This is a genomic window from Shewanella sp. KX20019 (assembly GCF_016757755.1).
GTDB lineage: Bacteria > Pseudomonadota > Gammaproteobacteria > Enterobacterales > Shewanellaceae > Shewanella.
In genome coordinates this window covers 1,962,734-1,988,160 of sequence record NZ_CP068437.1, presented here as the reverse complement: position 1 = coordinate 1,988,160, position 25,427 = coordinate 1,962,734, and the positions used below count along the sequence as shown (strand labels likewise).

18 protein-coding genes and 20 tRNA genes are annotated in these 25,427 nt (G+C 43.2%); 13 read left to right on the top strand and 25 right to left on the bottom strand.

Features of this window, described 5'->3' with window-relative positions; all coding sequences use genetic code 11:
- Nucleotides 1-115: 115 nt before the first annotated feature.
- Nucleotides 116-1,483, top strand: coding sequence for a Gfo/Idh/MocA family protein (locus tag JK628_RS08735; RefSeq protein ID WP_443019997.1), 1,368 nt, complete (start codon nt 116-118; stop codon nt 1,481-1,483).
- A 133-nt stretch (nt 1,484-1,616) separates the two neighbouring features.
- Here JK628_RS08735 and sstT read toward each other — a convergent pair whose 3' ends face one another.
- The 7 genes from sstT to JK628_RS08700 form a co-directional block, all read right to left on the bottom strand.
- Complete coding sequence (gene sstT, locus JK628_RS08730; RefSeq protein WP_202289098.1) at nt 1,617-2,837, bottom strand: serine/threonine transporter SstT; 1,221 nt, start codon at nt 2,835-2,837, stop codon at nt 1,617-1,619.
- Between the two features lie 189 nt (nt 2,838-3,026).
- Nucleotides 3,027-3,929 (bottom strand): chemotaxis protein, encoded by a 903-nt coding sequence (locus tag JK628_RS08725; protein ID WP_202289097.1) that lies wholly within the window; start codon nt 3,927-3,929, stop codon nt 3,027-3,029.
- A gap of 90 nt (nt 3,930-4,019) precedes the next feature.
- Nucleotides 4,020-5,564 (bottom strand): phospholipase D-like domain-containing protein, encoded by a 1,545-nt coding sequence (locus JK628_RS08720; RefSeq protein ID WP_202289096.1) that lies wholly within the window; start codon nt 5,562-5,564, stop codon nt 4,020-4,022.
- 27 nt (nt 5,565-5,591) lie between these two features.
- Entirely contained in the window at nt 5,592-6,062 is a 471-nt protein-coding gene (locus JK628_RS08715) for a phosphatase domain-containing protein (RefSeq protein WP_202289095.1), read from the bottom strand.
- A gap of 53 nt (nt 6,063-6,115) precedes the next feature.
- Nucleotides 6,116-7,438 carry a DEAD/DEAH box helicase gene (locus JK628_RS08710; RefSeq protein WP_202289094.1) on the bottom strand — a complete coding sequence of 441 codons (1,323 nt, stop codon included), beginning with the start codon at nt 7,436-7,438 and terminating at the stop codon, nt 6,116-6,118.
- Between the two features lie 126 nt (nt 7,439-7,564).
- Nucleotides 7,565-8,095, bottom strand: coding sequence for a methylated-DNA--[protein]-cysteine S-methyltransferase (locus JK628_RS08705; RefSeq protein WP_202289093.1), 531 nt, complete (start codon nt 8,093-8,095; stop codon nt 7,565-7,567).
- Nucleotides 8,092-9,621 (bottom strand): AlkA N-terminal domain-containing protein, encoded by a 1,530-nt coding sequence (locus JK628_RS08700; protein WP_202289092.1) that lies wholly within the window; start codon nt 9,619-9,621, stop codon nt 8,092-8,094. Before JK628_RS08700 ends, JK628_RS08705 begins: the two co-directional genes overlap by 4 nt.
- A 178-nt stretch (nt 9,622-9,799) precedes the next feature.
- Here JK628_RS08700 and JK628_RS08695 point away from each other — a divergent pair, with 178 nt between their 5' ends.
- Complete coding sequence (locus tag JK628_RS08695; protein WP_202289091.1) at nt 9,800-11,629, top strand: ABC transporter ATP-binding protein; 1,830 nt, start codon at nt 9,800-9,802, stop codon at nt 11,627-11,629.
- Nucleotides 11,630-11,906: 277 nt separating this feature from the next.
- Here the strand turns inward: JK628_RS08695 and JK628_RS08690 are convergent.
- The 13 genes from JK628_RS08690 to gltX all read right to left on the bottom strand — a co-directional run bounded on the left by JK628_RS08690 (nt 11,907) and on the right by gltX (nt 15,672).
- Nucleotides 11,907-11,982 (bottom strand) — tRNA-Ala (locus tag JK628_RS08690).
- A gap of 56 nt (nt 11,983-12,038) precedes the next feature.
- Nucleotides 12,039-12,114: transfer RNA gene (locus JK628_RS08685), tRNA-Glu, on the bottom strand.
- Nucleotides 12,115-12,219: 105 nt separating this feature from the next.
- Nucleotides 12,220-12,295: transfer RNA gene (locus JK628_RS08680), tRNA-Glu, on the bottom strand.
- Nucleotides 12,296-12,400: 105 nt separating this feature from the next.
- Nucleotides 12,401-12,476, bottom strand: a tRNA-Glu gene (locus tag JK628_RS08675).
- 102 nt (nt 12,477-12,578) lie between these two features.
- Nucleotides 12,579-12,654: transfer RNA gene (locus tag JK628_RS08670), tRNA-Glu, on the bottom strand.
- 102 nt (nt 12,655-12,756) lie between these two features.
- A tRNA-Glu gene (locus tag JK628_RS08665) sits at nt 12,757-12,832 on the bottom strand.
- A 244-nt stretch (nt 12,833-13,076) separates the two neighbouring features.
- Nucleotides 13,077-13,152: transfer RNA gene (locus JK628_RS08660), tRNA-Glu, on the bottom strand.
- A 241-nt stretch (nt 13,153-13,393) separates the two neighbouring features.
- Nucleotides 13,394-13,469: transfer RNA gene (locus JK628_RS08655), tRNA-Glu, on the bottom strand.
- A 102-nt stretch (nt 13,470-13,571) separates the two neighbouring features.
- Nucleotides 13,572-13,647, bottom strand: a tRNA-Glu gene (locus JK628_RS08650).
- Between the two features lie 102 nt (nt 13,648-13,749).
- Nucleotides 13,750-13,825, bottom strand: a tRNA-Glu gene (locus tag JK628_RS08645).
- A 102-nt stretch (nt 13,826-13,927) separates the two neighbouring features.
- Nucleotides 13,928-14,003 (bottom strand) — tRNA-Glu (locus JK628_RS08640).
- Nucleotides 14,004-14,083: 80 nt separating this feature from the next.
- Nucleotides 14,084-14,159: transfer RNA gene (locus tag JK628_RS08635), tRNA-Ala, on the bottom strand.
- Nucleotides 14,160-14,262: 103 nt separating this feature from the next.
- Nucleotides 14,263-15,672, bottom strand: a complete 1,410-nt coding sequence (gltX, locus tag JK628_RS08630; protein ID WP_202289090.1) for a glutamate--tRNA ligase — start codon at nt 15,670-15,672, stop codon at nt 14,263-14,265.
- A 440-nt stretch (nt 15,673-16,112) separates the two neighbouring features.
- Here gltX and JK628_RS08625 point away from each other — a divergent pair.
- The 10 genes from JK628_RS08625 (at nt 16,113) to JK628_RS08580 (ending at nt 18,823) form a co-directional block, all read left to right on the top strand.
- Nucleotides 16,113-16,188, top strand: a tRNA-Val gene (locus tag JK628_RS08625).
- Nucleotides 16,189-16,234: 46 nt separating this feature from the next.
- A tRNA-Val gene (locus JK628_RS08620) sits at nt 16,235-16,310 on the top strand.
- Nucleotides 16,311-16,358: 48 nt separating this feature from the next.
- Nucleotides 16,359-16,434: transfer RNA gene (locus JK628_RS08615), tRNA-Val, on the top strand.
- A gap of 40 nt (nt 16,435-16,474) precedes the next feature.
- Nucleotides 16,475-16,550, top strand: a tRNA-Val gene (locus tag JK628_RS08610).
- Nucleotides 16,551-16,594: 44 nt separating this feature from the next.
- Nucleotides 16,595-16,670, top strand: a tRNA-Val gene (locus JK628_RS08605).
- A 44-nt stretch (nt 16,671-16,714) separates the two neighbouring features.
- Nucleotides 16,715-16,790 (top strand) — tRNA-Val (locus JK628_RS08600).
- A 43-nt stretch (nt 16,791-16,833) separates the two neighbouring features.
- Nucleotides 16,834-16,909, top strand: a tRNA-Val gene (locus tag JK628_RS08595).
- A gap of 43 nt (nt 16,910-16,952) precedes the next feature.
- A tRNA-Val gene (locus JK628_RS08590) sits at nt 16,953-17,028 on the top strand.
- A 109-nt stretch (nt 17,029-17,137) separates the two neighbouring features.
- Nucleotides 17,138-17,365, top strand: a complete 228-nt coding sequence (locus JK628_RS08585; protein ID WP_202289089.1) for a hypothetical protein — start codon at nt 17,138-17,140, stop codon at nt 17,363-17,365.
- Nucleotides 17,366-17,593: 228 nt separating this feature from the next.
- Nucleotides 17,594-18,823, top strand: coding sequence for an MFS transporter (locus tag JK628_RS08580; RefSeq protein WP_202289088.1), 1,230 nt, complete (start codon nt 17,594-17,596; stop codon nt 18,821-18,823).
- Between the two features lie 43 nt (nt 18,824-18,866).
- Here the strand turns inward: JK628_RS08580 and JK628_RS08575 are convergent, their stop codons facing one another.
- The gene (locus tag JK628_RS08575; RefSeq protein ID WP_202289087.1) at nt 18,867-20,093 is read right to left on the bottom strand and encodes an MFS transporter; all 1,227 of its coding nucleotides are present in this window, start codon (nt 20,091-20,093) and stop codon (nt 18,867-18,869) included.
- A gap of 183 nt (nt 20,094-20,276) precedes the next feature.
- On the opposite strand from JK628_RS08575, the gene JK628_RS08570 reads away from it, so the two are divergent.
- The gene (locus JK628_RS08570) at nt 20,277-21,158 is read left to right on the top strand and encodes a LysR family transcriptional regulator (RefSeq protein WP_202289086.1); all 882 of its coding nucleotides are present in this window, start codon (nt 20,277-20,279) and stop codon (nt 21,156-21,158) included.
- 35 nt (nt 21,159-21,193) lie between these two features.
- On the opposite strand, the gene maiA is transcribed toward JK628_RS08570, so the two are convergent.
- From maiA to JK628_RS08550, 4 genes are all read right to left on the bottom strand, one after another.
- On the bottom strand, nt 21,194-21,847 hold the full coding sequence (maiA, locus tag JK628_RS08565) for a maleylacetoacetate isomerase (RefSeq protein ID WP_202289761.1): 654 nt from the start codon (nt 21,845-21,847) through the stop codon (nt 21,194-21,196).
- A gap of 185 nt (nt 21,848-22,032) precedes the next feature.
- On the bottom strand, nt 22,033-23,019 hold the full coding sequence (locus tag JK628_RS08560; RefSeq protein ID WP_202289085.1) for a fumarylacetoacetate hydrolase family protein: 987 nt from the start codon (nt 23,017-23,019) through the stop codon (nt 22,033-22,035).
- A 260-nt stretch (nt 23,020-23,279) separates the two neighbouring features.
- Nucleotides 23,280-24,824 carry a transcriptional regulator TyrR gene (gene tyrR / locus JK628_RS08555; protein WP_202289084.1) on the bottom strand — a complete coding sequence of 515 codons (1,545 nt, stop codon included), beginning with the start codon at nt 24,822-24,824 and terminating at the stop codon, nt 23,280-23,282.
- 228 nt (nt 24,825-25,052) lie between these two features.
- A complete protein-coding gene (locus tag JK628_RS08550) occupies nt 25,053-25,394 on the bottom strand; it encodes a 4a-hydroxytetrahydrobiopterin dehydratase (RefSeq protein WP_202289083.1) in 342 nt (113 codons plus the stop codon).
- Nucleotides 25,395-25,427 lie beyond the last annotated feature (33 nt).

The following is a 25,427-nucleotide window of genomic DNA, read 5'->3' as shown; positions in this document are numbered from 1 at the left end:
AACACCTTTTTTTGGTCGTTAACTCAATAAATTTGATATAACTTTGTTTGATTACAAAAACTAAAAATGGACTTTCGGGCCCCAACACTCTATCGCCCTCTACATAGGACAGATAATGAAACTCAATCGCAGACATTTTTTGAAAACAGCGAGCCTTGCTGCCGCGAGCCTTGCTACATCCTCTTTTTCAGCCACGGCAAGCACTGTACCTAGGCCTCCAGCCCTAGGCACTAGCGTTATGGGGTTGGTGGTTCCAAAAATGGAAACGGTGAGAGTGGGGTTTATTGGTGTAGGGCAACGCGGTTCAGGGCACGTAAAACATTTCTGTCATCTTGAGGGGGTCGAAATAATAGCGATTTGCGATACCGATCTAGAAGTGCTGGACAAATCAATCGAATTTGTTAAACAGCAAGGCCTTAAGGTACCCGCACGCTACACAGGCAGTGAACGAGCTTACCTAGACCTGCTTAGCCGCAAAGACATCGACATTGTTATTATATCAACTCCTTGGGAATGGCATGCTCCCATGGCTATCAATACGATGGAGAGCGGAAAACATGCCTTCGTCGAAGTTCCGCTCGCATTGACTGTCGAAGAGTGCTGGCAAATCGTCAACACTGCAGAGAAGACCCAAAAGAACTGCATGATGATGGAAAATGTAAACTATGGTCGTGATGAGTTAATGGTACTTAATATGGTTCGACAAGGCGTATTTGGCGAACTTCTTCATGGTGAAGCTGCTTATATCCATGAGCTGCGCTGGCAAATGAAGGAGATAAACCAGAAAACAGGTTCATGGCGCACCTACTGGCACACAAAACGCAATGGCAATCTATACCCAACCCATGGCTTAGGCCCTGTATCGCAGTATATGAACATTAACCGTGGTGACCGTTTTGATTACTTAACCTCAATGAGTTCTCCAGCGTTAGGCCGAGCCTTATATGCGCAACGAGAGTTCCCCGAAGACCATGAACGGAACAAGCTCAACTTTATCAACGGTGACATTAACACCAGTCTAATTAAAACAGCCAAAGGCCGTACCATTATGGTGCAGCATGATACGACGACACCAAGGCCTTATAGTCGCCATAATCTCATCCAAGGAACTAACGGTGTTTTCGCTGGATTCCCAAACCGCATTGCGATTGAACAAGGAGGTAATGGCAACTTCCATCAATGGGATATGGACATGACTAAATGGTATGACAAATACGATCACCCTCTTTGGCAGCGAATGGGGCAAGAAGCCGAAAAAAATGGCGGCCATGGTGGTATGGATTTTTTAATGCTGTGGAGAATGGTTTATTGCTTGAGAAATGGAGAAGCACTAGATCAAGATGTCTATGACGGTGCTGCATGGTCAGTGGTCAATGTCCTCAGTGAAGAGTCAGTCAATAACCGTAGCAACTCGGTTAACTTCCCCGACTTTACCCGCGGTGCTTGGAAAACTGCAAAGCCACTGGGGATTATCGGCGCCTAGCTACAACGCTTAACTAAGGTATCCAACAACTGACTCACAGCGCATTCGATAAATAGAAAAGCCCCGTAACTCAAGTTACGGGGCTTTTTTAAACTAACTCTGATTTTCTCACTGCTGAGTAATACTCAATATACTAGCTCTGTTTTCTTTCAGCAGCTTCGCATGCAGCAGCAGTAAAGATAACATCAGTCGAGCTGTTCAAACCTGTTTCAGCAGAATCTTGAATCACGCCAATGATAAAGCCTACCGCAACAACCTGCATAGCGACATCATTTGAGATCCCAAATAAGCTACACGCTAATGGGATAAGCAATAATGATCCACCCGCTACACCTGATGCGCCGCAAGCAGAGACTGCTGCAACAACACTGAGCAATATAGCCGTTAAGATATCAACTTGAACGCCCATAGTATTCACTGCAGCAAGCGTTAAAACTGTAATGGTAATCGCCGCGCCGCCCATGTTAATGGTTGCTCCCAATGGAATAGATACCGAGTAAGTATCTTCATGTAGCTTTAACTTTTCGCACAGTGCCATGTTAACCGGAATATTCGCAGCGCTTGAGCGGGTAAAGAACGCGGTAACACCACTTTCACGCAAACAAGTAAATACCAGTGGATATGGATTACGGCGGATTTTGTAATAAACAATCGCAGGGTTAACCACTAATGCAATGATTACCATCGAACCTAGTAATACAGCAAGTAGTTGTGCATAACCGGCAATAGCTTCAAAGCCTGTCGCTGCAAATGTTGCTGACACCAAACCGAAGATACCGATAGGTGCTAAGCGGATAATGAAGCGCACCATTTGTGAAACACCGTGGCTTACATCTGCAAATACTTGCTTGGTTGAATCACTGGCGTGATGCAAGGCTAAACCAAGTCCGACACCCCAAGCCAGAATACCAATATAGTTACCGGTCATTAATGCGTTAACTGGGTTATCAACCAATTTAAATAACAAGGTATTGATAACTTCACCAATCCCTTCTGGCGGCGTAGCGCCTTCAGCGCCGGTCACTAACACCAACGTAGTCGGAAACGCAAAACTCATCAGAACAGCGGTTAAAGCCGCACAAAAAGTACCAAATAAGTAGAGCACTACGATTGGGCGCATATTTGTTTTGGCGTTCTTTTTTTGATTCGCTATCGAAGCCGCAACAAGAACGAACACCAGAATAGGTGCGATAGCTTTTAGCGCACCAACGAAAAGTTCACCAAGAAAAGCGACATTTTCTGCGCCACTTTTTGATACAGTCGCTAACACGACACCAGCAATGATACCGGCGAGAATTTGTAGCACGAGACTGCCATTGACTAACTTGGCAAACAGTGATGTTTTTTGATTCATTACTTAACCTGTCATTATAATTTTTAGTATGTATCAATTTGATTTAAGGGTTATCAGCAAAATAGTAAACCTTAAATAAAATTCATCTTCCTTCAACACCGTTTGTATCGGATGTATCCATTGTTGTCTACCTTTGGTAGACATTTAGGCTTGGATATTACCCTGAGGTAGCATCTTACTAACAAGCTCCTAAATATTAGCGATGGCTTTTACTTTATTGGCGCCACGTAACATAGCGTCGATAAGCTCATGGGCATCAAACTTTGTAAGCGCTTCGTTGGCTCCCACTTGATGCGCCTGACTCACACTAATCTCGCTCGATAACGATGTATGCAAGATGATATAGGCGTCAGCAATTGCCGGATTATTCTTAACTTCAAATGCCAATTCATAGCCATCTAGACCTGGCATTTCAATATCACTAACTAAGAGATCAATCGCCTGACCGTTTTTTTCAGCTTCTTTCATGATAGCAAGCGCATGTTGGCCATCAGCGGTAACCTGATATGGGATATTGATACTATCAAGTGCATCAGACAATTGTTTACGTGCAACCATTGAATCATCAACAAGCAAAATATGCAGAGGTTTTAGCTGTTCTCGCTGTACATCCGTCAATATCGCTCTTGTTGTTTCAGGACTTGGTGGAAAAACTTTTGACAGCAATAGCTCTACGTCTAGCAATTGCACTAACTTATCATCAATACGGGTCACCCCCGTCAGAAAAGCATTCTTACCCAAGTTATTGGGAGGTGATTCAATATCTCGCCAATTACACTCAATGATCTTATCGATAGCGCGCACTAGAAATCCGATCACCATCCGCTGGCAGTCAGTAATAATAATATAACTGCTCTTAAGTTCCTCTTCCGATATCGGTCGATAACCAATTGCAGCTGCCATATCAACTACCGGAATGGTGGTGCCGCGTATTGTTGCAGCCCCTAATATCGTCGGATGAGAATGAGGTATGACACTCAGCGGGCTATAAGGCACCAATTCGCGCACTTTTAATGTTCCTAGTGCAAACAACTGAGTATATGACAGCTGAAACAATAATAATCCTTGGGACTGCGTTGCCTTACTTTTCATTATGTTGCCGTCTCTTTTATTAAATCCGTCATGCTGGCGAAGCGCAGATTTCTGCAGCTAAACTCTACTCCAATCACATTAAACTCTCAATTAAAGCTGTGACTCAATAGGCAGTAATGCGATGCAATCCACTAAAAACTTGCGCCAAAGGCCTGCATCAGGCTCGGTATAGATCTCTCGCTGTTTAGAATCATCATGCCAGATAAGTTCTTCATCTCTAATTGACAGACGATAACTATTTGCCGCTAAGCTATCTTCTATACTATTAACCACGCCGCTAGCAAGCTCACCGTTGTTAATTATGAGGCCCATTTCAGTGTTTAACCAAGCAGAGCGAGGGTCAAAATTAAAAGAGCCAACAAAAATCGACGATTTATCAATAATAAATGTTTTAGCATGCAAGCTACTCTTTGAACTCCCAGTCCAACTACTGCTTTGTTTCTGATCGAGGTTGGCCTTAACTTCAAATAATCTCACTCCAGCTTCTAATAAGCGCTGCCGATAAGTTCGATATCCTGCATGTACGGCCAATACATCTGTTGCGGCAAGGCTGTTGGTGATTATTGTAACTTCAATACCTTTTTCAACCGCATCAATTAAACTGCTTGCACCTGCTCTGGTGGGCACGAAATACGGCGATACAATGAGTACTTCTTGGTTAGCCTGTGATAAAAATGTACCCAAGTTGGCTAAAATACTGTCTGAGTCTGATTGATGGTTCTGTTTATCGGGTTGGTCATAAATAAGTCTCGCCTCTCCCCAATACCAAGATAATGAGTGGCCTTCCATCCTCTGCATTAACTGGCTGCTCAGCAAACGCTTTATGTACGGGTTATCTTGATAATTAGCTTTACTGGTCTCTACTAACTCCATAGCTTGTGTTAACTCTTGCTCTGTCACTTCAACCTCAGCAAGCGCATTGATTTCAACAGTTAAAGGCGCATTCCAATACAGATCAAATTGATCCGACACGTCATCGACAGCTTCACCAATAGCCATCAAATCAAAATCACCAAAATCGACATCGGTATTATTAGAAAAATACTCATTACCAATATTGCGACCACCAACCACAGTAATGGTGTTATCTACTGTGAGTGATTTATTGTGCATACGATGGTTTAAACGAGAAAAGCTACTGATAAAGGCAAGAGTTCTAAAATATCGTTCAAATGATGGGTTATATAATCGTACATCAATGTTCTTGTTCATTGCTAACATCAACAACGTATTGTCAGCACCCTTGGTTGCCATATCGTCGAGCAGAATTCTAACTCTGACTCCGCGTTCAGCAGCATCTAATAAGTGCCATAACAGCAGTCTGCCGGACTCATCAGCCCGATAAATATAGTATTGCAGATCAATACTCGTCGTTGCTGCATTAACTAAGGCCAACCTGGCAATGAAAGCATCAACTCCATCATTCAATGGCACTACGCCGGTTAAATTAGGGTTAGCTTGAAGATCAGCTGCCACATACTGCGAAAGTGCTGATTGTGTTTGTTTAGCAAGCTTGAATGTAGATGTTTTATCAGGGTATTGAGGAGAAGTCTGGCAGCCAACCAATAACGTTATGGCTGCCCAGATAAACATAGATTTAATTGATAAGCTTGTCAGCAATCCGATTGCTTTCATTGAATAACTTCAGTTGTTAGCTAATACCTATTCTTGTAACGCATAAAGTACATCAAATGCAAATTGATCCCAACCATCAGCGCTAAACGCAATGTCACGTATTGCTCGTATTTGACTTACTGCATGCAATGGTGCGGCGCCATTATCCATTAAATAGTAGGCCATAATCAGGCCGGTTCTATCTTTGCCTGAACGGCAATGGATAAGCACTGTCTTATCCTGTGCTTCACATGCTCTAATATAAGCCAGTGCTTTTGGGACTTGCTCAACACAATACTCAAGATCTCCAGCTTCCGGTGGCGCATTTCGCGAAAAAGGGATGCACTTGTATTCTATACCCGCTGATGAAAAATCAGCATCATCACACGACTCGCCATTATTAACAGAAAGAATGGCATCTATGCCCTCCTCTTTCAATTCAGACAAATTCCATGCGTCTTTATTGGGGCCACTGCGTCCTGCAATTTGTCCTTCTACTAACCAAAATAGGTGCTGCATATTTATTCCTAAATAATCTTAGTGTTAAACGAAGTAAAATTTACAATGGTGAGTTACTTTTTTGACCAAAGGTCTGTGTTTGCCTGTGGCAGTTTATTGCGATGCTTTTTACCGCTACCCGCTGGTTTTGCCATCGGTTTTTCTAGCCGTGATGGACAATCTTCAGGCGCTTCTTTATCGGCTTCAAAACCAGGATGTTGTTCACGTTCGAGCTTTAATTTGTTCTTTTTCTCAATCACTGCGAAATGCTGGTACTCATCATGAGAGATCAGCGATAGCGCTATACCCGCTTCGCCGGCACGGCCACTTCGGCCAATACGGTGCATGTAATCAGCAGGGCTACGTGGTAACTCATAGTTAATCACAATAGGCAGTTTTTCAATATCAATACCGCGGGCGGCGATATCGGTCGCGATCAATACTCGGATCTCACCGCGTTTAAAACCATCTAGAACTCGTGTTCTGGCGCCTTGAGCTTTATCACTGTGGAAGATCTCGGCAGTGATCCCTGCATTATCAAGCTTTTGAGCTAAACGATTACAGGTATATTTAGCGCTGGCAAATATTAGGATCTGCTGCCAATCATTCTCTTTGATAAGCTGGACTAACAACGGCGTTTTACGATTACGATTAACCGTGATCACCCGCTGAACCAAGGTGTTTTCTTCTTGGCTTTGCAGTTGAACTTCAACCGGTTTGTTAAGCAATGATTGAGTTAACAAGCTGACTTCTTCGGGAAAAGTCGCTGAAAATAGCAACGTTTGCTTTTTTGCGGGCATTTGTGCCAGTAACGTGGTGATCTCTTCAGTAAAGCCTAAGCTCAACATGCGATCCGCTTCATCGAGGACAAGCGTACTGACTTTGTCTAGCTTAACCGCATTGCTTGAGATCAAATCGAGTAGTCGCCCAGGCGTTGCTACAAGAATATCTGCACCGCCACGTAAACTTTGCATTTGAATATTAGTTGAAACACCACCGTAAACAGCAAGCACTTTTAGATTAGGCTTAATGTTTTGCGCATAACGCATAAAACTATCAGCCACTTGCTGTGCTAGTTCGCGAGTGGGTACCAATACCAAACCAGAAACAATATTGCCCTGCTTACTTTGCCTCGATGATTTGGCAAGTAGTTGAATAATAGGCAGTGCAAAAGCCGCAGTTTTTCCTGAGCCCGTGATCGCACCACCTAATACATCTTGACCCGCTATAACGGCAGGAATAGTGCTTTGCTGAATCGCAGTTGGAGACTGATAATCCAAGGCTTTAAGCGTTTCTAAAAGCTCGGGGATCAACCCTAACCCCGAAAAAGTACGGTGATTCACTGCATTATCCACAGAGGTTAGGATGGCTTTAGCTGTCAAGTCTGGCTGAGTCATATTTACGGGCGTTGCCTAATCAAAAATAAGGGCGTTATTCTACGCTAATATCACTTAAAAAGCTTTTACTTGCTGCCAAATACCGTTAACAAGTACTGAGTTTCAACCGACATGAGCGCTGAAACATTACTTAATTAGATTGATCCCTTCCATTTCTAACAACTTTTGCTTAAGCGCAATACCATAGGCATAGCCAGTTAACGTGCCATTTTTACCTATCACCCTATGGCAAGGCACAATAATAGCGATGGGATTAGCGCCATTGGCAGTACCGACCGCTCTTACCGCTTTAGGTCGCCCAATTTTGGTTGCGATATCGGCATAACTACATGTTTCACCAAAACCTAACTTGCTAAGTGCTTGCCAAACTTGCTGCTGAAACTCAGTGCCTTTCGGCGCTAAAGCCACATTAAATTGTTGCCGCTCACCCGCTAAATACTCAAGCAGTTCACTCTTTGCTTGGTTTAAGTGCGTTTTGGCAAGCGCTAATGCCTCTACATCAGTGGTGTCATCCACTGTCAATTCTCGTGTCTTCCAACCATCTGTTGATTGTGGAATAAAATTTAGATGAGACAGCCCAAATGCGTTTGCACAAATCGAGATAACACCCGCGCCGGTATCAAAATTAAGTTTTGCTAATGGTATTAACGGCTTCATGATAAATTCCACAACTGAAAGGTTAAGTAACTTCCCCAAGGACTCACTGTATTGGCGATATCTTTGGTTAGCGTGCTGTAATCTATTGCTAATGCCTGCATCGGCGTTTCACTGAACTGCTGATAAAGCGCTAGTACTCGCTTTTTCACAACCAAATCACCACACAATAAGATGTCAGAACAGCTCGCCCCACGCATTTGTGCGTAAGCGATGGTCCAAGGGCCAATGCCTTTAATTGATAGCCAGTCATTAATATCTGCCGTGGTATTTTGTGTAACAAACTCCCCTAACCCGTTAAGGGCCAGTTTTCTTGCTCCAGGCATCTTCAATTCATCTAGGTTCGCGTTAGCGATTGCTATTGCTGTTGGAAACAAAACGACTTCTTTATTGGCAATAATGCGCCGCTCACCATAAGCAAGTACTAACTGATTCAATAATTTAGACGCCTGAACAATGCTAACCTGCTGGCCTAATACCGCTCTACACCCAGCTTCAAAAGTAGACCAGGTACCAGGTAATCTCAGACCTGGGATGATTTTTTTCTGCAATGGTGTTAGCAATTCCAATACTTGCTCTATCGCCTGCATATTGGCATCAAGATCTAATACCCTTTTGATATTGCCAATGATAGCGTTAAGTTCTGCTAGGCCCTGTTCGTTTTCTAATACGATATCAACGTTAAAACTATTACGGGTTTTATTGTGGTTGGCGTCGAAGTAACCACTCACCCCATTAGTGGTAAAACTGCGACCATAATGATCATCACTATCTAACCACTCCATATTACTGACGGCTCTAACTTGATAAAAATCATGCTGCTGTTGCCATGCAATTGGTGGACGATAAAACAACTCGACGCTCAGCTTTAGCGGTTCTGCTGCACAGACAGCCTGCTCGTTAGTTGCAGAGTGACAACTAACGAGCGTGTTGGTATTTTCTGACACAAGCTGTTTTCTAAAGCTTGACGGGGTTAATTTCAATACTTGTTTAAACACCTCATTGAAACGGCGGATACTATTGAATCCTGCAGCAAGCCCAACTTGAGTGATACTTAACTCTGTTTGATGCAATAACTGTTTAGCAAACATTAACTGTCGGTACTGGGAATATTGTTTTACTGAAGTACCCAGTCCGTCGGTGAAGAGCTTGCGCAGATAGCGACTACTTACTCCCAAACGTTCTGATAGTTGCTCGATATTGATGGCATCAGCTCCGGTAAGCACACCCATATCAATTAATGAAATAGCCCTCTCTAGCGTGGTCGCTACACCTTTCCAAGCAAATGAACCAGGCGCACTGTCGGGACGACAACGTAAACAAGGCCTTAATCCCGCATTGGCTGCTTTTAAAGGTGAATCAAAATAACGGACATTTTCCTCTTTGGGACTCACGGCAGGGCAAATACTACGGCAATAAATACCAGTGGTAAGCACTCCGGTAAAAAACTGGCCATCAAACCTAGCATCACGTGCCAGCCTCGCTTTTCGGCAAATATCATTTGCGATTATACAATCGTGATCAACCACTATGTTTCCATCTTAGGCTAAGCGTTAAATGAATATTACCCAATCAATGTCCTTACCACTAGCGGAAAACGGAACTGAATATAAATCTCGCTTTCTTCCCCTTAATTATCCAATTGCGCGTATGCTAACCCTACTAAGCAACATTTTGATAATCCATCAATAACAACTGAGACATTACATGTTTAAGAGATTTGAATCTTGGGTCAATGCTCTGCCCCCAGAAGAACCAGAACAACCTCCTAAAGGGATATATGCCTTTTGTCGCCATTACACCAAAGGGTTTGAAGTACCGTTAGTCATTATGTCTATTTTAACGGCGCTACTCGCTATCTTAGAGGTGTCTTTATTCGGTTTCATGGGCGATTTGGTCGATCTTTTAATCAACAATGATCCAGAGACCTTGTTTGAAAAAGAGGGAATGAAGTTACTTGGGATGACCATTCTTATCTTAGTCGTTATCCCCGCGCTCGTCTTATTGCACGCATTAATTGTTTACCAAGGACTGCTGGGGAATTACCCGATGTCCATTCGCTGGCTTGCCCACAGATACTTACTTAAACAAAGTGTGTCTTTTTATCAAAATGACTTTGCTGGTCGTATTGCCACTAAAGTAATGCAAACTTCACTTGCAGTAAGAGAAACAGTCACGAAGTTACTCGATGTCTTGGTCTATATCCTAGTGTACTTCACCACCATGTTAGTGATGATTGCAAACGTTGACTTGAGATTGATGCTTCCCATGCTTGTCTGGCTATTGCTCTATATTGGATTACAGCTAAAGTTTTTACCTAAGCTTAAAAAAGTCTCCACAGAACAAGCTGATGCCCGGTCGACTATGACTGGTCGTATTGTCGATAGTTATACCAACATTGCTACGGTAAAACTGTTTTCTCATACCCAAAAAGAAGCTGAATACGCAAAAGGCAGCATGAAGACATTCCTTCATACCGTTTATCGTCAAATGCGGCTAGTAACTTGGATAAATGTGAGTGTGCAGATCATTAACTATATGTTGGCATTTAGCATTGCAGCAGTATCTATCTGGCTTTGGAGTGATAGTGCAGTTACTGTTGGTGCGATTGCGATCGCCATTAGCTTATCATTGCGTCTTAATGGCATGTCACAATGGATAATGTGGGAAATCAGCTCTTTATTTGAAAATATTGGTACCGTAGCCGACGGGATGAACACGTTATCTAAACCGACAGAAATCTCCGATATTGATGATGCACCAGATCTTACGGTTGATAAAGGCAGCATTGATTTTAACGATGTGAGTTTTCATTACGGCGAAAATACCGGCGTTATAGATAACTTAGATCTTAATATTAAAGCTGGGGAAAAGGTTGGCTTAGTTGGCCGTTCTGGTGCTGGAAAGTCAACATTAGTTAACTTGTTAATGCGTTTTCATGATGTTGAAGCGGGTAACATTCTTATTGATAAACAAAACATAACCCAAGTCACTCAAGACTCGCTGCGAGCACATATTGGTATGGTCACTCAGGATACTTCCCTTCTCCACCGTTCAATTAGGGAAAATATTCTTTACGGCAACCCAGATGCCTCAGAAGAAGAACTAAATAATGCAATCAAAAACTCACAAGCATATGAGTTTATTCAAGGCTTAAGCGACCCTGAAGGCAACGTGGGACTTGATGCTCAAGTCGGTGAACGTGGCGTAAAACTGTCTGGTGGCCAACGTCAACGAGTCGCTATTGCCCGCGTATTGCTAAAGAATGCGCCTATTTTGCTTCTCGATGAGGCAACATCAGCGTTGGATTCTGAAGTCGAAGCGGCAATTCAAGAAAGTTTATATCAGCTCATGCAAGGCAAAACGGTAATTGCGATTGCACACCGCTTGTCGACTATTGCCGCGATGGATAGACTGATAGTGCTTGATGAAGGGAAAATAGTAGAGCAAGGTAGCCATCAAGAACTTATCCATTCCGGTGGGATCTATGCCCAGCTTTGGGCTCATCAAACAGGTGGTTTCCTAGGGGTAGACTAGTTATACCAACAAGCTATCCTCTTAGAAGGTCACCTCACCAATTTAAAGTCACCGTTAATGGTGGCTTTACTATATCGCAAGCGCTAATTACCTGTTATTCCACCAATTTCAGATTGGTTCATACTTATACAACTTCAAATTGCTCTTTCAGAACTTCCGTAGGATAGCGGAAAAATGAGGTGAGTTTTGTCATTGCTACCAATTTTTTCCCTCGATTTACGGGCACAAAAAAACCACCTAAAGGTGGTTTCTAATATATACCAATTAATGGTAAATATGGTGGAGCCTAGCGGGATCGAACCGCTGACCTCAACACTGCCAGTGTTGCGCTCTCCCAGCTGAGCTAAGGCCCCATTTGTAGCTAACTACCGACATACATCAGCAATTTTACTCTTTCGAGAAAATAAAGTGGTATCCCCTAGGGGATTCGAACCCCTGTTACCGCCGTGAAAGGGCGGTGTCCTAGGCCTCTAGACGAAGGGGACCCGGACTGCATTAGACTCTGCAAAGAGTGAATACTCATTAAACCCTGTAGGCTAAGGTTTAACGCTGGCTTTAATTTCTCGACATACATCAAGAAAAATAAATAGTGGTATCCCCTAGGGGATTCGAACCCCTGTTACCGCCGTGAAAGGGCGGTGTCCTAGGCCTCTAGACGAAGGGGACCCGGACTGCATTAGACTCTGCAAAGAGTGAATACTCATTAAACCCTGTAGGCTAAGGTTTAACGCTGGCTTTAATTTCTCGACATACATCAAGAAAAATAAATAGTGGTATCCCCTAGGGGATTCGAACCCCTGTTACCGCCGTGAAAGGGCGGTGTCCTAGGCCTCTAGACGAAGGGGACCCGGACTGCATTAGACTCTGCAAAGAGTGAATACTCATTAAATCCTGTAGGCTAAGATTTAACGCTTGAATAACCAGACCGAAATCTTGTTATTTTAAATAGTGGTATCCCCTAGGGGATTCGAACCCCTGTTACCGCCGTGAAAGGGCGGTGTCCTAGGCCTCTAGACGAAGGGGACCCGGACTGCATTAGACTCTGCAAAGAGTGAATACTCATTAAATCCTGTAGGCTAAGATTTAATGCTTGAATAACCAGACCGAAATCTTGTTATTTTAAATAGTGGTATCCCCTAGGGGATTCGAACCCCTGTTACCGCCGTGAAAGGGCGGTGTCCTAGGCCTCTAGACGAAGGGGACCCGGACATATTGTTTTACTTCTAATATAACGAAGACCTATAAGTAACACTTTAGAAGGCTATTAAAGTGAAACCGCCGTGCTGCTTTAAATAAAAATAGCGCGGTGCCCTAGGCGCTCTCTTCTTTAATCGAAGGGGACCCAGACTGCATTAGACTCTGCAAAGAGTGAATACTCATTAAACCCTGTAGGCTAAGGTTTAACGCTGGCTTTAATTTCTCGACATACATCAAGAAAAATAAATAGTGGTATCCCCTAGGGGATTCGAACCCCTGTTACCGCCGTGAAAGGGCGGTGTCCTAGGCCTCTAGACGAAGGGGACCCGGACATATTGTTTTACTTCTAATATAACGAAGACCTATAAGTAACACTTTAGAAGGCTATTAAAGTGAAACCGCCGTGCTGCTTTAAATAAAAATAGCGCGGTGTCCTAGGCGCTCTCTTCTTTAATCGAAGGGGACCCGGACTGCATTAGACTCTGCAAAGAGTGAATACTCATTAAATCCTGTAGGCTAAGATTTAACGCTTGAATAACCAGACCGAAATCTTGTTATTTTAAATAGTGGTATCCCCTAGGGGATTCGAACCCCTGTTACCGCCGTGAAAGGGCGGTGTCCTAGGCCTCTAGACGAAGGGGACCCGGACTGCATTAGACTCTGCAAAGAGTGAATACTCATTAAATCCTGTAGGCTAAGATTTAATGCTTGAATAACCAGACCGAAATCTTGTTATTTTAAATAGTGGTATCCCCTAGGGGATTCGAACCCCTGTTACCGCCGTGAAAGGGCGGTGTCCTAGGCCTCTAGACGAAGGGGACCCAGACTGCATTAGACTCTGCAAAGAGTGAATACTCATTAAATCCTGTAGGCTAAGATTTAACGCTTGAATAACCAGACCGAAATCTTGTTATTTTAAATAGTGGTATCCCCTAGGGGATTCGAACCCCTGTTACCGCCGTGAAAGGGCGGTGTCCTAGGCCTCTAGACGAAGGGGACCCGGACTGCATTAGACTCTGCAAAGAGTGAATACTCATTAAATCCTGTAGGCTAAGATTTAATGCTTGAATAACCAGACCGAAATCTTGTTATTTTAAATAGTGGTATCCCCTAGGGGATTCGAACCCCTGTTACCGCCGTGAAAGGGCGGTGTCCTAGGCCTCTAGACGAAGGGGACCCGGACTGCATTAGACTCTGCAAAGAGTGAATACTCACTAAACCCTGTAGGCTAAGATTTAACGCTTAACATTAGTTAGTTGGTGGAGCCTAGCGGGATCGAACCGCTGACCTCAACACTGCCAGTGTTGCGCTCTCCCAGCTGAGCTAAGGCCCCTCACTAACTAAATCACTTTCGAGTGCACTATAAGCATTTGCTACCAGTGTCTCAACTGCGTGGCGCATTCTATGCAGCACACCCAAAAGTGTCAACTCGTTTTTTAGGAATTTATTCTATTTGCTACAAATTCAATCGCTTTGGATATTCTTTGCTCACAACGTGCCTTTCCAACCAAGAATAAGGTTAAATCTACAGCTGGAGACATACCCGCGCCAGTAACCGCAACGCGTAAAGGCATTCCAACCTTACCCATACCCACCTCTAATTCGCTTGCTGTATCTTCAATGGCCTGATGAATAGCTTCTACTGTCCACTCAGTTAATTCAGATAATTTATTTTGAATAAGAGTCAATGGCTCCATGGCAACACCTCTAAGATGTTTTTTCGCTGCAGTTTCATCAAAGTCAGCAAAGTCTTCATAGAAGTACCGACTCGAAGACGCTAGCTCTTTCAGTGTTTTTGCTCGCTCAGAAAGTGCAGTAACAACTTCAGCCAATTTAGGGCCGTTGCTGGTATCAATGTTCTGATCATTCATGTGCCACACTAGATGAGAAGCAACATACTCAGGATTCATCTCTTTAATGTAATGCTGGTTCAACCAAATCAACTTTTCAGTATTGAAGGCTGATGCTGCTTTGTTGATATCATCAAGTTTGAATAACTGTTTCATCTCTTCGATTGAGAATACTTCTTGATCTCCGTGCGACCAGCCTAAACGAACTAAATAGTTAAGTAGAGCTTCTGGCAGATAGCCATCATCACGATATTGCATAACACCGACGGCGCCATGACGTTTTGACAACTTAGCGCCATCATCACCCAAAATCATCGCTACATGCGCATATTCAGGGATTGGAGCACCAAGGGCCTTTAAGATATTAATTTGACGTGGTGTGTTATTAATATGGTCTTCACCGCGAACAACACAAGTAATACCCATATCCCAGTCATCAACAACAACGCAGAAGTTATAGGTAGGTGTACCTTCGGTACGAGCGATGATCAAGTCATCTAGCATGCTATTTGAAATTTCAATGCGGCCACGTACGTGATCATCAAAAACAACACTACCTTCGATTGGGTTTTTAAAACGAATAACAAAAGGCTCGTCAGTATTGCGAGGCGCTTTATTACGACAACAACCATCATACTTCTGCTGTTCGCCTTTTGCGGCCTGCTCTTCACGCATAAGTTCGATACGTTCGCGGCTGCAATAACACTTATATGCACTACCCTGCTCTAACATTTGCGCGATAATTTCGTTATAACGGTCGAAACGCTTAGTTTGGTAAAAAGGACCTTCATCCCAGTTTAATCCTAACCATTCCATACCTTCTAAAATAGCAGCACATGCTTCAGGTGTAGAACGTTCAATATCTGTATCTTCTACTCGTAATACAAATTCGCCTTGGTTTGCACGTGCATATAACCATGAATAAAGTGCTGTTCGAGCACCACCAACGTGAAGAAAACCTGTAGGGCTTGGTGCAAAACGCGTCTTAATTGTCATAATGGGACACTGACCTAATATAGAAAGCCTAAATAATAGACTGTACCAATGAATGTGGCGCACATTCTAACAGTCAAAACGGTCAGGGAAAATAGGCCTGCTACTATATGGCAATTTTTGTGGGTGGAATGACGCTTTTAAACACTAGAATCACTTTTATTCGTCTTTAACAGTCATTCAGTAAAAACCATCTCTAGCTAATTCTACTTAGCTAATCGCAAATATTGGTAAGTCCAAGCTTTTTTATAACCGATTAATGTCTCTTTCATTCGAACAAACTAATATGATTAAACCTAAATTGAGTCACTTACCCTCACTTTCCCTGTCGTAAATGATTAACTAAGCGCCAATACGTGCATAATTGAACCGTACACGAGCTTTTATCTAAAAAAGCGTTGACAGTAGATCGTTCCCCCCTATAATACGGCCCCACACAGCGAGGTCGATTAGCTCAGCTGGGAGAGCACCTCCCTTACAAGGAGGGGGTCACTGGTTCGAGCCCAGTATCGACCACCATGTTTTATTTTTAATAGAATGTAGTTGTAAAATTAGATAAGTCCCAGGTCGATTAGCTCAGCTGGGAGAGCACCTCCCTTACAAGGAGGGGGTCACTGGTTCGAGCCCAGTATCGACCACCATCTAACTAGATGTAGCTTATCTAAATCAACGTTGTTAAAGTATTCCCAGGTCGATTAGCTCAGCTGGGAGAGCACCTCCCTTACAAGGAGGGGGTCACTGGTTCGAGCCCAGTATCGACCACCATCTTTTTGATGATGAGAATATTTTATTGTACTAATGCCCAGGTCGATTAGCTCAGCTGGGAGAGCACCTCCCTTACAAGGAGGGGGTCACTGGTTCGAGCCCAGTATCGACCACCATTCTCTGCTAAGAGAATAAAAGGTAGTAAAATTAGTAAGTCCCAGGTCGATTAGCTCAGCTGGGAGAGCACCTCCCTTACAAGGAGGGGGTCACTGGTTCGAGCCCAGTATCGACCACCATTCTCTGCTAAGAGAATAAAAGGTAGTAAAATTAGTAAGTCCCAGGTCGATTAGCTCAGCTGGGAGAGCACCTCCCTTACAAGGAGGGGGTCACTGGTTCGAGCCCAGTATCGACCACCATTCTCTACTAAGAGAATAAAGTTAGAAAGATTAGTAAGTCCCAGGTCGATTAGCTCAGCTGGGAGAGCACCTCCCTTACAAGGAGGGGGTCACTGGTTCGAGCCCAGTATCGACCACCATTCTCTGCCAAGAGAATAAAGTTAGTAAGATTAGTAAGTCCCAGGTCGATTAGCTCAGCTGGGAGAGCACCTCCCTTACAAGGAGGGGGTCACTGGTTCGAGCCCAGTATCGACCACCATATTCTTATCTCCTAAATACAATCTTCCTTACTGTTTATTCGGTTATTTACCTTCTGTACTTCTCAATTTCAACTATCCTTTAGTATCTTTTATTTTTGGATGAATCTCATGGCTGACGTCAGTCAATCGGCTTCGCTTTCGAGTATTGCCGCCTATTTAAAACTCACCTACCAATATGATCAGCAAACCGCCCTTGTTGAAGCAAAAGAAGTTATGCAAAACTTAGTGAGAATGCGCCAAAAAGGCTTTATCACAGGCTGGTATTTTGATGAGCAAGGCCATCTTGAGTTACTCCCTAGTGATTCAGTAATGAATCAGATTAATCCGACCAAGTAAGCATTAGGCATTGCCCTCTTGCTAGCGGAAACTAGACGCTACCAAACATCTATCCCCTGTTTACAGATTTTAGACAAAACCACCTCCACACATCAGTAAATCGTTTGTTTGTTTTATGACATAAAATTGAAATTTAATGTCGCAACCAATTAAGTAAACATTTTTATTTACATAACATCTGTTACGTGTAATATTTGCCATTCATATTATTCGTTAAAGACAAAATCGATGCCGACATCTATGCCGCAGACCGACGCCAAAAGAATATTGATGATCACACTCGTCGTGACACTTATCAGTGTTGCCGGTATCGCCCTTCCCTACCCTATTTTAGCGCCGCTGTTTGAACAAGGTGAAAGTGCATTAACTCAATTTCAAGGGCTGCCAAAAGAGCTATTACTCGGTATTGTATTGGGTGTTTATCCATTAGGAATTATTATAGGTAGTTCTTTTATCGGTGCTTTGTCGGATAGTTACGGTAGACGTCGTTTATTAACCCTCACCTTAGTAGGCAGTGGCGTTGGCTATAGTGCAACTGCTTTCGCAGCACTTAGCGGTAATTTTGCATTATTTTGTATTGCTAGGTTAATGACAGGCGTTTGCGAAGGTAATATTTCGATTGCACGCGCTATTGCAGCCGATCTTCATCCGATTATTGATAAAACTCGTAGCTTTTCTCTCATTAGTGCCATGGGATACGGTGGCTATCTACTGGGACCTCTTATGGGCGGATATTTAATTTACTCTGGAATTGAAACAGTATTTATTGTTGCGGCGATAGCATGCTTTTTGTGTGCAGCCTTGAGCCACTTTCTCATGCCTGTAAGCTTAAATAAAACAGTCAAAGCCGCAAGTAATGCTTCCAGTCTAGTCTTGTTACGCCAAGCGGATTTGCGACGCTTTTTCATGCTTTATCTACTACTAACCATGGGGGTCAATCTCTACTACGAATACTACCCCTTACATTTAGTAAGACAATTCGACTATAACCCCGTCGATATTAGTTGGGCCACAGTATTCTTAACGGCATGTATGATTTTTACCAGCATTTGGATTAACCCCAAAATTCAGAAAATGATGTCACATGCTAGCGCAGGTCTAATGGGAGTCATTATCTTTGCCTCTTCACTCGCCACCCTGCCCCTTGTCACGAGCCAGTTATATTTGATTTCTTTTGCGCTTATGGGTGCAGGAATCGCCATTTACAATGGTTTCTTACCAGTGTATTTGTCTAATTCATACCAGAGTAATGCGCAAGGACAGTTGATGGGGATGTTGGTGACGATATTTTGCTTAGGCAACTTACTCGCTGCTGGGCTTGGTAGTGTATTGAGTATGTTTGATGTTAAATGGGCTTTGCAGAGTGGAGCTTTAGTGACATTTTTTGCCGCTGGGGTATTCTTTCATGGACATTTCCGGGCCAAAATATGGCCACAGCCGTCCAGTGTATCTGGCTAACCAGCTGTAGATAGGGGCTCAACTTCAACAGTAGCTCACAACATTAAACAGTGAATGTCAGCGGACTTTTTGCATCCATTGGCGATATCAACTTACTAACAAGCATTGCTAATACACTCAAGCAGATCATTGAGCCGAAGACTACGCCTTGCCAGCCCCACTGTTGCCAAAACGGTAATAAGTAAGGCCCACCAATTGCAGCACCAAGATAGTAACTACATAAATACAGCGCGGTGGCTTTAGCGCGATGTTGCTTGGCGATAAATGCCACCCAAGCGTTACAACTACTGTGAATAAGAAAAAATCCAAATGACGAGATGAGAAACCCTAAATAGATGGTCATAACACTATTAAAAAGGGTAAACAATGAACCAAGCATTAGCGCAATAACTGACAAGCTAAATACGCCTTTAATACCCAGTTCACTAATCCATTTAGCACTGCGATAGGATGCGTAAGTGCCGCTTAAGTAACAAAGGAAAATCAAGGTAACTTCAAAGGGTCCCTGCACAAAAGGGCTCGCCATTAAATGCAGCTGGATATAGCTAAATTGATTGACCATCACCATGAATGCGACACCACCCACCAAATAAATCAATCTCAGTCTTGGATTCGTTAGGTGCTCACAAAACCCTTTAAAATCTGATTTCAGTGATAAATTTCCGAGTTCGAATTTTGGTTTAATAAACTGACTATCAGGTAGCATGATTGCAGCCAGTAGCGTGCCGAAAAGCGATAAAGCAGCCAATAACATCATCGCCTCATGCCATTGTAAGTACTCTGACATTAAACCGCCCAATAACCGGCCTGCGATCCCGCCAATACTGTTGGCTGCAATATAAATAGCACCCGCTTTTAACAACACATTTCCACCTAGCTCATCTTTGAAATAAGCCATTGCCATTGCAGGCACCGACGCCAGCAAAATCCCCTGCACCATCCGCAACGCAACGAGCTGACTAAAATCTCCAATAAAGATGGCAATAATATCCACGATGACGAGCAGATAAAGGCTAATTAATATCGGGCGTTTACGACCGATACGATCTGACATCACAGCAAACAGCAATAATGACAATGCCATCGTGAAGCTGGTCACCGACAGCAATAATGTTGCATGAGTTTTCGATACTGAAAATGCCTCAGCGATAAGCGGAAGCATCCCCTGAACAAGGTATAAATTAATAAAAATGACTATTGACGCAATCGATAACCCGCCAATTAATTGGAGTTCGCGCTTACCACTACCCTGCACAGCTGTATTGCTCATAATAGAATGACTTTTCACGATTTTCTCTCGGTCTAAAGATCATAACAATTCAATATACATAACGATAATAATTAAAAACGGCACTATTTATTGATTTTTGTTATGGATGTTTAACTATCAAACTCGTTAGTATAACCACTCGAAAGCGGTTAATTTTTTCATTCTGTTGTAAGTGAGGTTGTTATGGATATAAAGCAGTTAAAACACCTTGATGCATTGATAACCTCAGGTAGCTTTACTAAGGCAGCGCAACAATTAAACATAGCGCAACCAGCACTCAGTCAGAGCATTAAAAGGTTAGAAGACTCACTAGGGGTTACTTTAGTCGATAGAGGGGCTCATAAGCGCAGTAAGGTACTTTCGTTAACAGCTGAGGGACGCGCACTACATCAACATGCGACCCAAATCATTAAAAACATGGCGCAAGCTGAAGCGCATATCAAATCAATGGCAAACCTGACCAAAGGTGAAGTGAGGGTTGCCGTACCTGGCATGCTAGGCTCTTTTTATCTGCCAAGCCGATTAATGGCATTTAGACATCAACATCCGGATTTGAAGTTATCGCTATTTGAAGGGGGGACTCGTGACACATTAAAAATGCTGCTACGAGAAGATGTTGATATCGCCATCATTACCGCCAATGATCTAAACGAACACTTTGAAAGCCACCTTTTGCTGCAAGAACAAATGGTTGTTGCCGTAGGTAAACATCATCCGTTAGCAGATCAGGGTTCCGTCCCCCTGGAGCAGTTTTTCCAACACGATTTAGTGCTCTTTAAACAGGGGTACTTTCATCGAGAGTGGATGCTTGCACAAGCACAGTTATTGGGCCTTAATGCCAGTATTGCGTTCGAGACTAATCTTATCAATCTCATCAAACAAGTGGTTGCTCAAGAGTATGGCATTACTAGCGTTTTAGAGATGGTGATTGAACCCCATGACAACATATTGGCAAAACCTTTTGAACCGCCAGTATATTTAGATCTGCATATTGCCTGGAAAAAACAACGCCCGATCAGTAAAGCAGACCGAGCGTTTGTGGAATTCTTAATGGAAAATAGATAATGGAAGATAGATAGATCGGCAATCTAAATGCGAGCCTATGTTGCGTCGTGCTGATTCTCAGGAATCGCATCAATAAAGACTTGCTCCGCTAAGCAATTGGCATTGACGCGTACGATATTAGGATATGGCGTCATATCCACTTTAAAGCGCTCTGCGTTATAAACTTGTGGCACTAGGCACAGGTCAGCTAAGGTAATTTTATCGCCAAAACAGAACTTACCACTATAGTGTTCTAATTGCTGTTCTAATGCGGCAAAACCTTGATGTACCCAATTGTGATACCAGGATGCTTTAGCACTATCGCTAATATCTAACTCTGCCGCCAAATACTGCAGAACTTTTAAGTTATTTAACGGATGAACTTCACACGCAACGGTAAGCGACATAGCTCTTACAATCGCTTTATCAGATGCACTTTGAGGCAGAAGTGGATTATGAGTGTGCATATCCTCAAGATACTCGATTATCGCGAGCGACTGCGTTAATACCAGTTCTCGTCCATCTTCATCCGTTGTCACCAATGTTGGCACCAACTCTTGCGCATTCAATGCTGTGTATTGTTGCTGATGCTGTTCACCGCCGTTTTTCACCAGATGAACCGAGAGCTGCTCAGCTATCACCCCTTTGTAATTAAGCGCGATACGCACGCGGTAAGCAGCGCTTGAACGCCAGTAGCCATATAATTTCATCATTATTAAATTTCCCTATTTTATCAATTGCACTGACTTACCAAGGAACAACCAATATCTTATATACCCATCCTACCTGAAGATGCAGAATTCAGAGGGACGGGGATATCCTAAAAATAAAAAGAGCTAACCCGATACGAATTAACTCTCTTTCAAACTTTAATTATTAACCACTAGTGAAGAATCTAAGCTTTGTATTCAACGACCTGCTGATCAATAGTACCAAATATTGACTGCTCATTTTCGTCAAGCATCTCAATACGAACGCGGTCGCCAAAGCCCATAAATGGCGTTGAAGGCTTACCGTCGGCGATGGTTTCAAGCATGCGAGTCTCAGCAAGACAGCTTGAACCCGCACTACGATCATAGTTAGAAATAGTCCCAGAACCAATAATGGCACCCGCACCTAAAGGACGTGTTTTTGCAACATGAGATACCAACTGGCTAAAGTTGAATGTCATATCGACACCCGCATTTGGGCGCCCAAACAGCTCATTATTCAGATGAGTGATTAATGGCAGATGTACTTTGCTATCTTGCCACTTATCGTTTAACTCATCGGGCGTGACCGCGACAGGTGAAAAACTGCTTGAAGGCTTAGCTTGGAAGAATCCAAAACCCTTAGCCAGTTCGCCAGGGATCAGGTTTCTTAATGACACGTCATTTACCAGCATCAGCAGTTTGATATGTTTGGCAGCATTGTCCCTTGCGACCCCCATGGGTACATCATCGGTAATAATGGCAATTTCAGATTCAAAGTCGATGCCCCACGCTTCACTTGCCAATGGAATGTCTGCAGTTGGTGCTATAAAGCAGTCTGAGCCACCTTGGTAAACGAGAGGATCGGTCCAGAATGTCTCAGGCATCTCAGCACCACGAGCTTTACGTACCAATTCAACATGGTTTACATAAGCACTGCCATCAGCCCATTGATAGGCTCTTGGAAGTGGTGATAAACACTTAGCTTCGTCAAACACTACTGCGTTATCCATCAAACCTTCGTTTAATGCATCATAAAGCTCAACCAATTGTGGATTGAGTAGATCCCATGAATCTAACAACTGCTGCAAAGTATGAGCAATAGCAGGCACCGCAACCGCTTTAGTTAGATCACGGCTAACTAACATTAACTGACCATCACGGCGGCCATTATCATAACTTGCTAACTTCATACTCACTCCTAATAAAATGTGGCTAGCTGCTGATCCCAGCTTTTGTATGCTGTTTTAAATGAATCAAGCTTACGCCTAGATCTACTTGGCATAGAAATACCTTAAGAACGGCAATAGTGGAATAGCGTGAGCTAAATCACATTTACCTACAATTGCACCCAATATGTAAACATATAATTACAGCCTAGATGAGATAGGCTGTAATAGGGGTTACTAAGCTTCTATTGCTGCTAAAGCAAGCAAACACTGGCAATCAGCTGTTACAAAGCTTTCTGTTTACTAATCTTGTATTCACGCAGCTTATTCGCGATAGCGGTGTGAGAGACACCTAATTTTTTAGCAAGTTGACGTGTGCTTGGATAAGCCGGATATAAGCGTCGTAGCAAACTAGCTTCAAACTGCTTCATCGCTTGCTCAAGACTGCCCTCAAACTGATGATCAAAATAGCCGAAGCCTTCTGCATACGATGGCAATTTAAGTTGGTCCACAGTCAATTCAGCACTGCCATCCCACATAGACACCGCTCTAAAAATGGCATTTTTAAGTTGGCGTATATTACCCGGCCAAGCATAAGCAAGAAGGTGCTCACGACATTCACCTGAAATACGGCGAATTGGGATAGAGAGTTGTTGGCTGTAATGCTCTAAAAACATTTCTGTCAGTGGGATCACGTCCACTTTACGCTCCCGAAGAGACGGTACATGGAAGCTTAAGACGTGGATACGATAGTAAAGATCTTCTCTAAACTCACCTGTCTGGCACAGCTCGGCTAGATTTTTCTGAGTCGAACAGATGATGCGAACATCACTGCGCACCTCTTCATCTCCGCCAACACGTCTAAAGGTACCGTCCTGTAAAAAACGTAATAACTTAACTTGTGCAGACCGAGACATCTCAGCAATTTCATCTAAAAAGACGGTTCCGCCCTTTGCTTCTTCAAAAAATCCGCGCTTGACCACAGTGCCATTACTCACATAACCAAATAACTCTTCTTCGGCTGCACTGTCTGGCATCGCGGCGCAATTAATCGCAATAAAAGGCTGTTCGCGGCGCATACTGGCATCGTGACACGCTCGTGACATTAACTCTTTGCCAGTACCGGTTTCTCCTGTGATCAATAATGGTGCGTCCAACTGCGACATTCTGCGGGCCTGCACCAGCACCTCTTTCATCTTATCGCTGGTTGCTAATACATTTTCAAACCCAGTGGTTTGGTTTTGCAATGCATTAAATTGTTTACCTAAACGGGCTGGTGACTTTAATGACACGACTGCACCAGCAAGAATTGGGTTTTCACTACCGTCAGGCAGATAAATAGGCAACATTTCAGCCAGATATTCGTTCTCACCAATATTGACCCGAGTCGCTTGCGCCAACACGGTTGATTCACTCAACCAACGGCTAAAGTTAAAACCCTGTACCCAGTGGCCAATGGATTCCTCTATGATCTCATGCTCAGCCATACCGATAATATGCAAAGCCGATTCGTTCACAATGCGAATACGCCCTTTTATATCGAGTGAAAAGACTGAATCAGGCAATGTTTTTAACAGTGTTTTTAACGCGTAATGTTCTTGCTCAGACGGCATAAAGGAGACGGTTCGTACATCGTGTACCCCCTCTACTTTGCGGATAAGCGGCAATAGTTCGCTGAGCATATCAAAGCTAACTTCAGCAAATTGCAGATACAGAAAACCTTGATTACTAGCGTCGATAGCAAACAGGTTGATACCATAATCTTCCATTATCAATAATATATCTTTCGCTAAACCGACTCGGTCTAAACAGCTGACTTCCAAGCGCATACTATTGCAGTCCCTTTTCTAAATAATTGTTATTGGGATAAAACTAAAATATAACTAGTGACCAGTATCCAGCGACAATGTGCTCAGCCCAATAAGGAGAGCAGATAACTGTTAAGCATATTTCGCCTATACGTTAAAAGGTTATGAGTGTTGTGGCAAGACTTGTTTACAGCAGATTTGGGGATATAGAGAATAAACACGCGCCAGTAGAGCTGGCGCGAAGCTCGATTAGTCAGCTAAAAGTGTATCCGTCTTGGCTGCCATAATGAAATCATTCTTGTGTAGGCCTTTAACTGAATGAGACCACCATGTTACCGTCACTTTTCCCCACTCAGTCAAAATTCCAGGGTGATGAAAATCAGCCTCTGCAAGATCGGCAAGCTTATTAGTGAACGCCATTGCTAATCTAAAATTCTTAAACTTGTACACACGCTCAAGCTGCATAATGCCGTCACGTACTTCTACAGTCCAATCAGGGATCATACGCACAAGTTCAGCTAGTTCAGCATCACTCACCTTGGGTGCATCTGCTTGACAGGCTTCACATTTCATTTGGGCTAATTCAGTCATTTTCTTTCCTCTAATTCTGTTATTTCTATCATC

Excerpts from the sequence above, each read along its gene's own strand:
- gltX (WP_202289090.1), bottom strand. The coding sequence starts at position 15,672 with ATGACAATTAAGACGCGTTTTGCACCAAGCCCTACAGGTTTTCTTCAC.
- tyrR (WP_202289084.1), bottom strand. The coding sequence starts at position 24,824 with ATGCGCTTGGAAGTCAGCTGTTTAGACCGAGTCGGTTTAGCGAAAGAT.
- JK628_RS08720 (WP_202289096.1), bottom strand. The coding sequence starts at position 5,564 with ATGAAAGCAATCGGATTGCTGACAAGCTTATCAATTAAATCTATGTTT.
- JK628_RS08560 (WP_202289085.1), bottom strand. The coding sequence starts at position 23,019 with ATGAAGTTAGCAAGTTATGATAATGGCCGCCGTGATGGTCAGTTAATG.
- JK628_RS08710 (WP_202289094.1), bottom strand. The coding sequence starts at position 7,438 with ATGACTCAGCCAGACTTGACAGCTAAAGCCATCCTAACCTCTGTGGAT.
- JK628_RS08735 (WP_443019997.1), top strand. The coding sequence starts at position 116 with ATGAAACTCAATCGCAGACATTTTTTGAAAACAGCGAGCCTTGCTGCC.
- JK628_RS08550 (WP_202289083.1), bottom strand. The coding sequence starts at position 25,394 with ATGACTGAATTAGCCCAAATGAAATGTGAAGCCTGTCAAGCAGATGCA.
- JK628_RS08705 (WP_202289093.1), bottom strand. The coding sequence starts at position 8,095 with ATGAAGCCGTTAATACCATTAGCAAAACTTAATTTTGATACCGGCGCG.
- JK628_RS08715 (WP_202289095.1), bottom strand. The coding sequence starts at position 6,062 with ATGCAGCACCTATTTTGGTTAGTAGAAGGACAAATTGCAGGACGCAGT.
- JK628_RS08725 (WP_202289097.1), bottom strand. The coding sequence starts at position 3,929 with ATGAAAAGTAAGGCAACGCAGTCCCAAGGATTATTATTGTTTCAGCTG.
- sstT (WP_202289098.1), bottom strand. The coding sequence starts at position 2,837 with ATGAATCAAAAAACATCACTGTTTGCCAAGTTAGTCAATGGCAGTCTC.
- JK628_RS08580 (WP_202289088.1), top strand. The coding sequence starts at position 17,594 with ATGCCGACATCTATGCCGCAGACCGACGCCAAAAGAATATTGATGATC.
- JK628_RS08585 (WP_202289089.1), top strand. The coding sequence starts at position 17,138 with ATGGCTGACGTCAGTCAATCGGCTTCGCTTTCGAGTATTGCCGCCTAT.
- JK628_RS08570 (WP_202289086.1), top strand. The coding sequence starts at position 20,277 with ATGGATATAAAGCAGTTAAAACACCTTGATGCATTGATAACCTCAGGT.
- maiA (WP_202289761.1), bottom strand. The coding sequence starts at position 21,847 with ATGAAATTATATGGCTACTGGCGTTCAAGCGCTGCTTACCGCGTGCGT.
- JK628_RS08575 (WP_202289087.1), bottom strand. The coding sequence starts at position 20,093 with ATGAGCAATACAGCTGTGCAGGGTAGTGGTAAGCGCGAACTCCAATTA.
- JK628_RS08695 (WP_202289091.1), top strand. The coding sequence starts at position 9,800 with ATGTTTAAGAGATTTGAATCTTGGGTCAATGCTCTGCCCCCAGAAGAA.